The organism is Winogradskyella alexanderae (assembly GCF_020166335.1).
GTDB classification, from domain to species: Bacteria; Bacteroidota; Bacteroidia; order Flavobacteriales; family Flavobacteriaceae; genus Winogradskyella; species Winogradskyella alexanderae.
This window is the reverse complement of sequence record NZ_JAIUJR010000001.1, coordinates 707043-720250: the sequence shown is the minus strand read 5'-3', so window position 1 is coordinate 720250 and position 13208 is coordinate 707043. Positions and strand designations below refer to the sequence as shown.

At 35.9% G+C, this 13208-nt stretch carries 16 protein-coding genes; 13 read left to right on the top strand and 3 right to left on the bottom strand.

The genetic code is table 11. The features are described 5' to 3' along the window. Window positions 1-29 precede the first annotated feature (29 nt). A complete protein-coding gene (locus tag LBU54_RS03195; RefSeq protein WP_224525721.1) occupies window positions 30-1319 on the bottom strand; it encodes a DUF6252 family protein in 1290 nt (429 codons plus the stop codon). Between the two features lie 170 nt (window positions 1320-1489). Between LBU54_RS03195 and LBU54_RS03190 the strand changes: the two genes are divergently transcribed. The 6 genes from LBU54_RS03190 (at window position 1490) to LBU54_RS03165 (ending at window position 6227) form a co-directional block, all read left to right on the top strand. After that, window positions 1490-1996 carry a 30S ribosomal protein S16 gene (locus tag LBU54_RS03190; protein ID WP_224525718.1) on the top strand — a complete coding sequence of 169 codons (507 nt, stop codon included), beginning with the start codon at window positions 1490-1492 and terminating at the stop codon, window positions 1994-1996. A 62-nt stretch (window positions 1997-2058) separates the two neighbouring features. Next, window positions 2059-2589 (top strand): ribosome maturation factor RimM, encoded by a 531-nt coding sequence (rimM, locus tag LBU54_RS03185; RefSeq protein WP_224525699.1) that lies wholly within the window; start codon window positions 2059-2061, stop codon window positions 2587-2589. Next, a complete protein-coding gene (locus LBU54_RS03180; protein ID WP_224525695.1) occupies window positions 2589-3302 on the top strand; it encodes a tRNA1(Val) (adenine(37)-N6)-methyltransferase in 714 nt (237 codons plus the stop codon). The genes rimM and LBU54_RS03180 overlap by 1 nt, the downstream gene beginning before the upstream one ends. A 61-nt stretch (window positions 3303-3363) precedes the next feature. Further along, window positions 3364-4542, top strand: coding sequence for an acyl-CoA dehydrogenase family protein (locus LBU54_RS03175; protein WP_224525693.1), 1179 nt, complete (start codon window positions 3364-3366; stop codon window positions 4540-4542). A gap of 77 nt (window positions 4543-4619) precedes the next feature. Further along, entirely contained in the window at window positions 4620-5309 is a 690-nt protein-coding gene (locus tag LBU54_RS03170) for a GDSL-type esterase/lipase family protein (RefSeq protein ID WP_224525690.1), read from the top strand. 18 nt (window positions 5310-5327) lie between these two features. Continuing rightward, on the top strand, window positions 5328-6227 hold the full coding sequence (locus LBU54_RS03165; protein WP_224525689.1) for a metallophosphoesterase family protein: 900 nt from the start codon (window positions 5328-5330) through the stop codon (window positions 6225-6227). Between the two features lie 4 nt (window positions 6228-6231). Here LBU54_RS03165 and LBU54_RS03160 read toward each other — a convergent pair whose 3' ends face one another. After that, entirely contained in the window at window positions 6232-6558 is a 327-nt protein-coding gene (locus LBU54_RS03160; RefSeq protein ID WP_224525686.1) for a 2Fe-2S iron-sulfur cluster-binding family protein, read from the bottom strand. A 186-nt stretch (window positions 6559-6744) separates the two neighbouring features. Between LBU54_RS03160 and LBU54_RS03155 the strand changes: the two genes are divergently transcribed. Genes LBU54_RS03155 through LBU54_RS03125 form a run of 7 tightly spaced genes read left to right on the top strand, consistent with a single transcriptional unit; the run spans window position 6745 to window position 12190 of the window. Continuing rightward, entirely contained in the window at window positions 6745-7173 is a 429-nt protein-coding gene (locus tag LBU54_RS03155) for a SoxR reducing system RseC family protein (RefSeq protein WP_224525684.1), read from the top strand. A 7-nt stretch (window positions 7174-7180) separates the two neighbouring features. Continuing rightward, entirely contained in the window at window positions 7181-8071 is an 891-nt protein-coding gene (locus LBU54_RS03150) for a Fe-S cluster domain-containing protein (RefSeq protein ID WP_224525681.1), read from the top strand. Then, window positions 8064-9386 carry an electron transport complex subunit RsxC gene (gene rsxC / locus LBU54_RS03145; RefSeq protein ID WP_224525678.1) on the top strand — a complete coding sequence of 441 codons (1323 nt, stop codon included), beginning with the start codon at window positions 8064-8066 and terminating at the stop codon, window positions 9384-9386. The genes LBU54_RS03150 and rsxC overlap by 8 nt, the downstream gene beginning before the upstream one ends. 8 nt (window positions 9387-9394) lie before the next feature. After that, the gene (locus tag LBU54_RS03140) at window positions 9395-10408 is read left to right on the top strand and encodes an RnfABCDGE type electron transport complex subunit D (protein ID WP_224525675.1); all 1014 of its coding nucleotides are present in this window, start codon (window positions 9395-9397) and stop codon (window positions 10406-10408) included. Continuing rightward, the gene (locus LBU54_RS03135) at window positions 10408-10998 is read left to right on the top strand and encodes an RnfABCDGE type electron transport complex subunit G (protein ID WP_224525673.1); all 591 of its coding nucleotides are present in this window, start codon (window positions 10408-10410) and stop codon (window positions 10996-10998) included. The genes LBU54_RS03140 and LBU54_RS03135 overlap by 1 nt, the downstream gene beginning before the upstream one ends. An 8-nt stretch (window positions 10999-11006) precedes the next feature. Further along, window positions 11007-11612: an RnfABCDGE type electron transport complex subunit E gene (locus LBU54_RS03130; RefSeq protein ID WP_224525670.1), complete on the top strand. Its 606-nt coding sequence runs from the start codon at window positions 11007-11009 to the stop codon at window positions 11610-11612. 2 nt (window positions 11613-11614) lie between these two features. Beyond that, complete coding sequence (locus LBU54_RS03125) at window positions 11615-12190, top strand: electron transport complex protein RnfA (RefSeq protein WP_224525667.1); 576 nt, start codon at window positions 11615-11617, stop codon at window positions 12188-12190. 2 nt (window positions 12191-12192) lie between these two features. Here the strand turns inward: LBU54_RS03125 and LBU54_RS03120 are convergent, their stop codons facing one another. Next, on the bottom strand, window positions 12193-13206 hold the full coding sequence (locus LBU54_RS03120) for a 2-oxoacid:ferredoxin oxidoreductase subunit beta (protein ID WP_224525664.1): 1014 nt from the start codon (window positions 13204-13206) through the stop codon (window positions 12193-12195). Between the last annotated feature and the right edge of the window lie 2 nt (window positions 13207-13208).

Here is a 13208-nt window from a genome sequence, read left to right as displayed (position 1 = left end):
GTTTTTGTATCTGTTTTTATGATGAATCCCTATGCATTTAAATAATCCGGTATGCCATCACCATCTGTATCAACAGCATCTGCCGGATTACCATCCCCGTTAGGATCTGCGTTTTCATTTATGGTTAAAATACCGTCACCGTCATCATCGTTATCGAGATAGTCTGGCGTACCATCACCATCACTATCGCCAGTTTCAAAGTTTGACAATAAACCGTCGCCATCATCGTCATTATCTAAAAAGTCTACATCCCCATCTCCATCAGTATCAATAGGATCACCGTTGGCATCGTAAGCTTCATCGATTGTCAATATGCCATCACCATCATCATCATCGTCTAAGTAATTCGTTATACCATCACCATCAGTGTCATCATTGTTAAAATTTCCATCACCGTTGAAATCTTCGAATACATTAGCAATACCATCCCCATCTGAATCAAAGCAATTTAAATCGTTTAAAATAGACTGCGCGACCGTATTGCCTTGACCACAAACACTTATTTCTTCTAAAAGGTATGTTCTGTATTGGTTACAGAGCTCTATGTAATTGCCAATTGTAGCGCCACTAAATTGCGACTCAGCTTCCAACCGATTTGCTATAGTCTGTTCGCAAGTAATTTGGCATTCACCCAAACTATCAATCATGTTCTGTATGGCCCCATCCACATCACCGCAATAATTGCGCTGGGTATTTAACGCTGCAACATAATTGTTGCATGCTAATGCAAGTGCAGCACTGTCAATAAAATCTAGACTAGCATCAAATGTAGCTTCATAGGCCAATCTCGCAGTGAGTGCATCTGCCTGAACGTCTTCACAAGTTATAGGATCTACAGGAAACTCACCAAATTCTAATGGGACTTTATAGAAAATGCCATTTGCATAGCCAATTGAATTCAAGCCAGAATCATCAAAAGCCAAAAATCGGTAAGTGCCTGTAAACGTTGCATTAACCAAATCAATTTCTTCAATGACTATCTCTCCAAGTTCCGGATAAACTGAAACGCTTTCATCTGGTCTGTTGTTAGTTGAGTATCTTGTATCAAACGCATCGCTATAAACGGCCTCTATTGTATTAACATCACCGAAAACATAAGTACCTTCTGAGGCTGTAGGTACTTTCAATTCAACTGTTTCTATGTTATTGGTGCCAACTATGGTTAAAAATCCATTTGCCTCAATGCCCGCATAAAAAACCTGTGCTCTCCAGAGTTCGTTTTCTCTGTCGCCTTGAAAGGCTGGGTTATTGAATTGGATTTCGTCACCACAACTGAACATTAAAAAGAACGTGAGAGATATTAGGAATATTTTTTTCATTCTAAAAATGCGTATTAATGTAGGATTCAAATATAACGAATCAAGAATGTCAAAAGTATAATAATTTTTGATATTCACTTATGGTCATTAATGCATTGAAAATTAAAAAAATATATTATCTTTGCGCCCTCATTAATAACAGAGGTCGAGAACCTCACTAATTAATTATTATGCCTGTAAAAATCAGATTACAAAGACACGGTAAGAAAGGGAAACCTTTTTATTGGATTGTGGCGGCAGATGCACGCGCAAAAAGAGATGGTAAATATCTAGAAAAATTAGGTGCTTACAACCCAAACACTAACCCGGCAACTATTGATTTGAATGTTGACAAATCTGTAGAATGGTTGCAGAACGGTGCTCAACCAACTGAAACGGCTAGAGCAATTTTATCTTATAAAGGTGCGCTATTGAAAAATCACTTGGCTGGTGGTGTTAAAAAAGGCGCTTTGACGGAAGAACAAGCTGAAGCGAAATTCAACGCTTGGTTAGACGAAAAAGCATCTAAAATTAAAGCTAAAGCTGACGGTTTATCAAAAGCGGAAGCTGACGCTAAAGCAAAAGCTTTAGAAGCTGAGAAAGCTGTAAATGAAGCAAGAATCGCTGCAGCTGCACCAGTAGTTGAAGAAGTAGCGGAAGAAGCCGAGGAAACAGTAGCTTCAAACGAAGAAGAGTAAAAATTAATTTTTTATACTTTTAGCCCTGACCTTATCGTCAGGGTTTTTTATTTCAAATAATCATGAAAAAGGACGATTGCTTTTATCTAGGTAAGATTGTAAAAAAGTACAGTTTTAAAGGAGAGCTACTTGCAAAATTAGATACTGACGAACCTGACTTATATGACAATTTGGACGCTATTTTCATTGATTTACGAGGCAATCTTGTACCCTTTTTTATTGAACGAGCTCAGTTACACAAATCAGAACTGTTACGATTAAAATTTGAAGATGTTGAAACAGAAGCTGATGCAGACGCACTTCTCAAATGCGATCTCTACTTGCCTTTAGAATTATTGCCTAAACTTGAAGGTAACAAATTCTACTTTCATGAAATTATAGGATATAAAATTCTAGATAAAAATTTTGGAGAGGTAGGTGTTATTAAAGCCATTAATGACTCTACAGCTCAATCTCTATTTGAAATTGACCGAAACGGTATTGAAATACTGATCCCAATGAACGACGAATTTATCGTGAAGGTAAATAGACACAATAAAACCATACTTGTTAATACACCTGATGGGCTGATTGATTTATATCTTGAAGGGTAATGGGCAAACCATTTGTATTTAAACAATTTAGCATTCAGCAAGACAAATGCGCCATGAAAATTGGTACAGATGGGGTTTTACTTGGTGCTTGGTCTGAAATAAATCACGATCCTAAAACCATATTAGATATTGGTGCTGGTACAGGTGTAATTTCCTTAATGCTAGCACAAAGAGTACCTCAAAGTTTTATTGAAGCTATTGAGATTGATTCTGAAGCCTTTGAGCAATGTACGGAAAACTTTGAAAATTCCCCTTGGGCAGACCGTTTGTTCTGCTATCATGCTTCTTTACTTGAATTTGTAGAAGAAGCAGAAGATAAATATGATCTTATTGTATGTAATCCACCTTTCTATTCTGAAGATTATAAAACAAATAATAAGGCAAGAGACTTAGCGAGATTCAGTGATGCTATGCCTTTTGAACATCTCATTTATGCAGTAGCAAGGCTCTTAGATGATTATGGTGTTTTCTGCACAATTATTCCTTTTAAAGAGCAAAATAAGTTTGTTGAATTAGCAAAACAAGTCAATCTCCAAATAACCAAACACACATTGGTAAGAGGTAACAAAGATTCGGAAATCAAACGGAGTTTACTGTCCTTTTCTTTTAGGCCATTACCACACAAAATTTCAGAAATCACTATAGAAAACAAACGACATCAATACACATCCGAGTATATGGAATTAACGAAAGAATTTTATCTCAAAATGTAATGTATTCGTTGGGCAATGAAAACGATTTCGTTACTTTTGTTTTATAAATTTTAATTCACTTATGAAGCCAGATTTATTTGAAGCTCCAGATTACTACAATCTTGATGATTTATTAACAGAAGAACATAAATTAGTTAGGGATGCTGCTAGAGAATGGGTAAAAAGAGACATCTCCCCTATTATAGAGGATTATGCCCAACGTGCTGAATTCCCTAAACAAATTATTAATGGCCTAGCCGAAATCGGTGCATTTGGTCCTTACATTCCCGAAGAGTATGGCGGTGCTGGTTTAGATCAGATTTCTTACGGATTAATAATGCAAGAAATTGAACGCGGTGATTCTGGTGTGCGAAGCACAGCATCAGTTCAATCCTCCTTAGTCATGTATCCAATTTGGAAATACGGAACAGAAGAACAACGCCAAAAATATTTACCAAAATTGGCATCTGGTGAATGGATGGGCTCGTTTGGTCTTACCGAACCAGATCATGGAAGTAATCCGGGTGGAATGACTACAAATTATAAAGATATGGGTGACCATTATCTTCTAAACGGTGCCAAACTTTGGATAAGTAATTCACCTTTCTGTAATGTTGCAGTCGTATGGGCTAAAAATGAAGAGGGTCGTATTAATGGTTTAATAGTAGAACGCGGTATGGAAGGTTTTTCTACGCCAGAAACTCACAATAAATGGTCGCTCCGAGCATCAGCAACAGGAGAATTAATTTTTCAAGATGTAAAAGTGCCTAAAGCAAATTTATTACCAAATAAATCTGGATTGGGCGCACCACTTGGATGTTTAGATTCAGCACGATATGGAATTGCTTGGGGAGCAATAGGCGCCGCAATGGACTGTTACGATACAGCATTGCGCTATGCAAAAGAACGCATTCAATTTGGCAAACCCATAGCAGCGTTTCAATTACAGCAAAAAAAGCTAGCTGAAATGATAACCGAAATAACAAAAGCCCAGTTACTTGCTTTTAGATTAGGGCAACTAAAAAACGAAAATAAAGCGACCTCAGCACAGATTTCAATGGCCAAGCGTAACAATGTTGACATGGCTATAAAAATTGCACGTGAAGCAAGACAGATTCTTGGTGGAATGGGAATTACAGGAGAATATAGCATAATGAGACATATGATGAATCTTGAAAGTGTTATCACTTACGAAGGAACACATGACATTCACCTATTAATTACAGGTTTGGATATTACCGGATTAAATGCATTCAAATAATTTAATGAAACAATTCATCAAAATGCTTCCAAGATTTGGAAGCATTTTTAGTTTAGTCATATTGTATCTTTACAGTTATGAAAAAGACATATATATTGTTAATTATCATTTGTTTGTTTAGCTGCAATTCTGATGATTCTAAGCCCGTTACCCCTAAATATTTTAAAATCTTATCATTAGGTGATAGCTATACCTTTGGACAAGCTGTCTGTGAAACCTGTGGATATCCTGAGCAACTCGTTGATAGTTTAAGCCTAAGATTTAATGCGGTAGATACTTTTGAATTGCAAGTTATAGCGCAAACAGGTTGGAATACCAGAAATTTAAAAGACGGAATAGAAAGTGAAAATCCTTCAAGTGATTTTGACTTAGTGACCTTACTTATTGGGGTCAATAATCAATTTCAAAACAGACCTTTTTCTTGGTTCGAAGAAGATTTTCCAGAACTCGTAAATACCGCAACACAACTTGCAAAAGGTGAAAAAGCAAATGTTATCGTAATTACTATTCCAGATTATGCAAATACTGGTTTTGGACAAGCATTTGGAGGGTCTGAAATTACAGAGGAACTAATCAATTATAATACCTTTATTGAAAACTTTTGTAATTTAAATAACTACAGTTTTATCGATGCCCAAGATTTGATTTTTGAAGGCTTGACAAATCCAGAGCTACTAGCGCCAGATAATTTACACCCATCAGAATTTGCATACTCTCAACTCGTAACACAGTTGCTTCCATTGGCCTATGAAATCCTATTAGAATAAATTGTGTAAATTCGATTTATGCTTTCAACAACGCATAGGTTAAATAGGGCTTACAACGAAGCTATCCGCATTCCTTTTAATGACAATTCTAAATTTATTCTATTTAGTGATTGTCATAGAGGTGACAATAGCTTTGCTGACGATTTCGCCAATAATAGAAATATTTACTTCCATGCACTAAAACACTACTACAACCAAGGTTTTCATTATTGCGAATTAGGCGATGGTGATGAGTTGTGGGAAAACCTGTCTTTCACCTCGATACTTCATGCTCACAAAAATGTCTACTTGCTCATGAAACAATTTCATGATGAGGAACGACTACATATGATTTGGGGAAACCATGATATGGTCTATCGAAAAAAAGACTATGTCAATAAATACCTCAACACTTATTTTGATCCCAAAACCGGCAATGACGAAGATTTATTTTGTGATATTGTATATCATGAGGGAATTGTTTTAAAACATACCGAAACCAATCAAGAAATATTTCTATGCCATGGTCACCAAGCTGATTGGTGGAATTACCTTTTTTGGAAATGGAGCAGATTTATGGTACGTGTACTATGGAAACCTTTGAATGTTATGGGTATTGCAGACCCAACAAGTCCTGCCAAAAACTATAAAGAACTCATTAAGGTAGAACGCAGAACTAAAAAGTGGATTATTGAGAATAATAATTTAATTACAATTGCAGGACATACACATAGGCCTCGCTTTCCAGAACCAGGAGATATTGCATTTTTTAACGATGGGAGCTGTGTTCACCCAAGAAGTATAACAGGATTAGAAATTGAAGATGGTAAAATTTCATTGATTAAATGGCAAATTGCCACTAATGAAGAAGGTGTGTTGCAAATTGTAAGAGTTCTCTTGGAAGGCCCAACACCACTTTTGGATTATAAAACTGAATAGTAGGTTAGGATTCTGGTGCTAATTCTACCTGTAAACCTTCAAGTTCAGGTGTTATAGGAATTTGACATCCGAGTCTTGAATTAGCTTTTACATAGAATGCCTCACTCAACATCGCTTCTTCGTCGTCTTGCATTTCTGGTAAATCAGTATCACTCAATACATAACATTGACAAGAAGCACACATCACCATACCGCCACAAGTGCCAACAGTTCCTTCTGGAGCCAATTCATAGGTCCTAACAACCTCCATAAGATTCATAGCCATATCTGTAGGCGCGCTAACCTCATGAGGAACGCCATCTCTGTCTGTTATTTTAATGGTAATGTCCATTTTTTTAAAAATACGTGCAAAAATAAGTGAATCTTTTTAAAAACATGACAATAGATAAGTCCATATGGCCTATCAATACTAAATTTTATGAAATTTTAACGCCTTATTTAAGATGACATATGTCATATAATCCTAGATACCAAATAAGTAATTTAGTACCTGAATTGGAACCAAACTGTACTATTTATGAAATCCTTAGAAAAATCAGATCAATTTTTTAGTCATTCTGGATTTATATCGAGAGTGGCTGAGGATTCTATAACAGTTACATTAGAACCAAACATACATTGTGAATCTTGTCATGCAAAAGGTAGCTGCGGGGTTTCCGGATCTGACACAAAACAAATTGAAGTTCATTCTTTAAATGATTCATTTCAAATTAATGAAAAAGTCAAAGTTAATTTGAGAAAGACAACAGGATTAATAGCGGTGTTCTGGGCTTATGTTTTTCCATTTTTATTAATGGTTTTTACCCTTGTATTAACATCACTTTTTGTTAAGGAATGGGTAGCAGGTGTATTATCGCTTTTTGTCTTAATGCCTTACTATACGATACTTTATGTTTTAAAGAACAAATTAAAGTCTTCCTTCAGAATTTCGATCCTAAAAACTTAATTTCATTATGCAAGAATCAATCTTAAATAGTGTTATTTTATTATCCTCCCTTGGATCTGTGGCGGCAGTAGTTTTATTTGTGGTATCCAAAAAATTCTACGTCTACGAAGACCCATTAATTTCTGAAGTTGAAGATATATTACCAGCTGCTAATTGTGGTGGCTGTGGCTCACCAGGATGTAAAGCGTTTGCAGAAAAACTCGTAAATACTGAAGATATATCAGAGTTGTTTTGTCCAGTTGGAGGAAATGAAATAATGGCTCAGGTTTCATCTATTTTAGGTAAAGAAGTCGTTGAAAAAGATCCAACACTAGCTGTCGTTAGATGTCAAGGAGGTTGTGATGTAAGACCGAAGACAACGGAATATCAAGGGCCGAGATCGTGTGCAATTTCATCGATTATTTATAGCGGTGAAACGGACTGTCAGTACGGCTGTCTAGGTGATGGTGACTGTGTGCAAGTCTGTAAATTTGACGCCATGTATATGGATATAAATACTGGATTACCAGTAGTCATATCTGATAAATGTACATCTTGTGGTGCTTGTGTAGATGCCTGTCCGAGAGGTATTATTGAAATGCGTCCAAAACAAAAAAGAGACTTAAAAGTATTTGTTGGATGCTTAAATGAAGACAAAGCAGGTATTGCCAGAAAAGCTTGCAATGTAGCTTGTATAGGTTGTTCAAAATGTGAGGATATTTGTCCAAAAGATGCCATAACAATGACAAATAATTTAGCCTATATAGATCCAATTGCGTGCACATTATGCAGAAAATGTGTTGAGGTTTGTCCAACCCATTCTATTATAGAAACGAATTTCCCTCCAAAAAAAGTAAAGAAGGACACAGCCGAAAAAAAGGTCAATGTTGAATCTGTAAAAATCAATACTGATGCTTAAAACGTTTCTCAAAGGCGGTGTTCATCCTCCAGAAAATAAACTTACTTCATCAAAGCCAATAAAACGGATGTCAGTTCCTAAAGTTGTATATGTACCCATATCGCAACACATAGGTATTCCAGCGGAGATAGTGGTTAATATTAAAGACAAAGTTGAAATAGGTCAGGTTATAGCAAAATCAGGAGGTTTTGTTTCTTCTAACATTCATTCTCCCGTTTGCGGGACTGTAACCAAATTAGATAAAATAGTTGATACAAAAGGTTATAAAAAGCAGTGTATTGTTATACGTACTGATCCAAAGAACGCATCGAATTTTGAAGAACCAACCTTAACACTAAAAAAGAATTTTGACTTGAGTTCTGATGAAATTTTGAACAAAATAAATGATTCTGGTATTGTAGGTTTAGGTGGTGCTACATTTCCTTCACACGTAAAATTGAGCATAAAAGAAGGTGTTGCAATAGATCACTTAATTGTAAATGGTGTTGAATGTGAACCTTTTCTGACTGCAGACCACAGATTGATGTTGGAAAAAGCTGAAGAAATCATTGTCGGAATAAAGATTTTAATGTCTGCACTGCATGTTGATAAGGCAATCATAGGAATTGAAAATAATAAAAGGGATGCTATTGAAGTCCTTAAAGAATTAGCTAGAAACGAAACAGGAATTAAAGTTGCTTCACTTGAGGTAAAGTATCCTCAAGGTAGCGAAAAGCAACTAATACAAGCGCTACTAAACAGGGAAGTTCCTAAAAATGGCCTACCTCTAGATGTCGGTGTCATTGTTCATAATGTAGGAACAATTTTCGCAATCTACCAAGCTATTCAGCACAACATACCATTAACAGAACGCGTTGTAACCGTTACAGGTAAAAATCTTAAGAATGCATCCAATTATTGGGTAAAGATAGGTACTCCAATTAAGGATTTGGTCAACGAAGTCGGAGGACTACCTGAAGGTACAAGAAAAATTGTTAATGGCGGTCCAATGATGGGTCAAGCCATAAAAAATTTAGATGTTCCTGTCACAAAAGGCACCTCTGGTATTTTAGTTATTCCTGAAGGTGAAGCCAGTAGAGGTGAAGTAAAAAACTGTATACGATGCAGTGATTGTGTCACTGTTTGTCCAATGGGACTCGAGCCCCATCTGTTGATGAATCTTTCTGAAAAAGGCCTATATGACCGTGCTAACGATGAAGATATTTTAACATGTATTGAGTGTGGTTCGTGTAGTTACGTTTGTCCATCAAACCGACCACTACTTGACTATATAAGATTTGGCAAGAGCATTGTTAAACAATTAAACACAGTTTAAAGCTATCTATGGATACCCAACCAATTATTGTTTCTGCATCACCGCATGTACATTCGGACAGGACGTCAAAGCGAATAATGTATGATGTCTTATTTGCATTAGTTCCTGCATTTTTAGTGTCGCTATATGTTTTTGGAATAAGTGCATTTATTGTTACCGCTGTTGCAATTGTCTCCTGTCTGGTATTTGAATACGTAATCCAGAAATACCTTTTAAAAACTAATATAACAATTGGTGACGGTTCGGCTTTAATAACTGGTATTTTGTTAGCATTTAACCTTCCATCCAATCTACCTATTTGGATGGTAATAGTTGGTAGTCTTGCAGCTATTGGTATTGCCAAATTATCCTTTGGTGGTTTAGGCTACAATATTTTTAATCCTGCATTAGTTGGTCGTGTATTTTTGTTGATTTCGTTCCCAGTTCAAATGACACTATGGCCAACGGCAATTGAGAATAATACATCATTTGTTGATGCTATTACTGGCGCGACTTCTTTAGGCGCAATAAAAGAAGGGCTGATGGCAGGTGAAACAATGACTGAAATTGGCACGAGAATTCCATCTACTATGAATATGCTTTTTGGTTTTACTGGTGGTTCTTTAGGAGAGATTTCTGGTTTAGCCCTTTTGCTAGGCGGTATTTATTTATTGGCAAGAAAAGTAATTACATGGCATATACCAATAACAGTCTTGGTCACAATGGGCATCATGACAGGTATCTTTTGGGTAATTGACCCAGAACAATATGCAAACCCAATGATTCATATTTTATCTGGCGGTGCAATTCTCGGTGCATTTTATATGGCCACTGACCTTGTAACAAGTCCAATGACTAAGAAGGGTATGGTGATTTTTGCTATTGGTATTGGCGTTATAACAGTGGTTATAAGACTTTTTGGCGCTTATCCTGAAGGCATTTCGTTTGCAATTTTAATCATGAATGCTTTTGTGCCATTAATCGACAAATATTTTAAACCAAGACGTTTTGGAACAAAAATTAAAGCCAAAATTTTACAATAATGGTTAAGAAGAAATCAACATTTGCCACAATGGTCATTTCACTTGTTATGATAACTCTAGTTTCTGGATTTGTTTTGGGCTATGTAAATGATATTACCCAAGAACCAAAGGCAAAGGCAAGGCTTGAAAAAAAAATAAATGCCATAAAACAGGTCTTACCAGAATTTGACAATAATCCCATTGAGGACGTTATAAAAATCCCATCTTCAAAATTTAATGATAGCATAGAAATATATCCAGCTTATAAGAACAATGAGTTTATTGGAGCGGCATTATCTGGATACTCAAATAAAGGGTATAATGGGTTGATTAAAATTATGGCAGGATTTAAACCCGACGGTAGTATTCAAAACATTGAAGTTATTGAGCAAAAAGAAACGCCTGGGCTAGGCACAAAATTGAAAAACAACTCTTTTTTGAAACAATTTAGAGGTCAAAATCCATCAGTCTTCAATTTAGATGTTTCTAAAGATGGTGGTGATGTTGATGCCATTGCTGGAGCCACTATTTCAACCAGAGCTTTTAATGAATCTCTCAAAATGGCCTATGATGAATTCATGGCATATCTGACAAAATATACTCCAAATTAATCTGTAAGATGACCAAAAAATTAGATCAAAAACAAAATTTACTGAAAGGGATAATCAAAGAAAATCCTGTTTTTGTGATGTTACTGGGTATGTGCCCAACTTTAGGTGTAACATCTACTGCATTTAATGGATTAGGGATGGGTGTTGCTACATTATTTGTGCTATTAATGTCAAACATTGTAGTTTCATTGATCAAATCCCAGATTCCAAACAAAGTTCGGATTCCTGCGTTCATAATAATAATTGCATCTTTTGTCACAATCGTAGAAATGGTTCTAGAAGCTTTCATACCATTTCTATATGAACAACTAGGAATATTCATTCCTTTAATTGTTGTTAACTGTTTGATACTTGGAAGAGCTGAAGCATTCGCATCTAAAAACAACTTACAATCCTCAATATTTGATGCTTTAGGAATGGGTATTGGATTTATTTTGGCATTAACAAGTCTAGGTGCTGTTCGCGAAATTTTAGGAAATGGTAGCTTTTTTGGGCTGTCATTTATTCCAGAAGACAGTAATAGTTTTATTCTTTTTATTTTACCTCCTGGAGCCTTTATTGCCCTAGCATATCTCTCTTTGGTCTTTAATAGGTTAACATTAAAAACTAGTTAATTATGGATTATGTAGTTATACTCATAGCAGCTGTCTTTGTTAACAATATAGTGTTATCACAATTTTTAGGGATTTGCCCATTCTTAGGTGTTTCTAATAAAGTTTCAACCTCCTTTGGTATGTCAGGAGCTGTTTTATTCGTTATGACAATTGCCACAACAGTTACCTACTTGTTAAATGAATATATTCTGGTACCGCTAGGATTAGATTATTTAAGAACTATAACCTTCATTTTGGTCATAGCTGCCTTGGTACAAATGGTAGAAATAATCCTAAAAAAAGTCAGTCCGTCGTTATATCAAGCACTTGGTGTTTTTCTTCCCCTAATAACAACAAATTGTGCTGTACTGGGTGTGGCAATATTGGCTTTAGGTCTCGAAGACGCGAGTCTTTTAAAGGCTGTATTTTTTGCCGTCTCTAACTCAATAGGTTTTGCCTTGGCATTAATAGTATTTGCCAGTATAAGAGAACAACTTGAATTGGCCAATATCCCTGAAGGAATGAAAGGTGTACCAATTAATTTGTTGGTGGCGGGTTTGTTGTCCTTAGCTTTTCTTGGTTTTGCTGCACTAGTTTAACTTCAATGCACCTGATATATTTCTCCTGAAAAGAATAAATCATCCGTTTTGGTGAAACTTGAATTTGCTTTAACTTCTTCCGTCAATGCATCTTCTCTCTCCTCTAGAGTAACATCATTAAAACTTCTAATTATTCCTGTAACTAATGGATACTCCAATCTAACCAACATTTTATGCAAAGTAGGATTTTCTTCTTTCGCGTCGTGTACTAGAATATCCTCTTCTGTTATCCCATTTTTGCCAATAGTTGCAACCTCTAATTTTAATCCATTTAAAACTAAGCCCTTGTCTTTGTTTTGCCCAAAAATCATAGGTTTGCCATGTTCAACAAATAGTTGCTTGTCTTCTCTATTGTTTTTATCGGTGACGTTTGAAAAGCATCCGTCATTAAAAATGACACAATTTTGAAGTATCTCAACTAAAGCAGTTCCATTAAACTTTTCTGCCTCTATAAATATTTGTGTCATTTCTTTTGGCGTATTACCTCCTACTCTAGCAAAAAATCTTGCTTGTGCCCCAAGAGCCAATTCACCAGGCTGAAATGGTGGTTGCGTATTTCCATAAGGCGACGATTTGGTTTTTTGACCTACCGTAGATGTTGGAGAAAACTGTCCTTTTGTTAAGCCATAAATCTCATTATTAAAGAGTATGATATTCAGATCGATATTTCGTCGTAAAAGATGTATAAAATGATTGCCTCCAATGGCCATTGAATCACCATCACCTGTCATTACCCAAACACTTAGTTCAGGATTAGCCAATTTAACTCCAGAAGCAATTGCTGGAGCTCTACCATGAATGCCGTGCATACCATATGTATCCATGTAATATGGAAAACGGGAGGAACAGCCAATACCAGAAATGAAAACTACATCTTCTTTCTTGACACCCATTTCTGGAAGTGCCTTCTGCATAGAACGCAAAATAACGTAGTCGTCACATCCTGGACACCATCTTACTTCTTGGTCACTCGCAAAGTCCTTAAATGTATATTTTTTTTCTACTGTACTTTCCATAA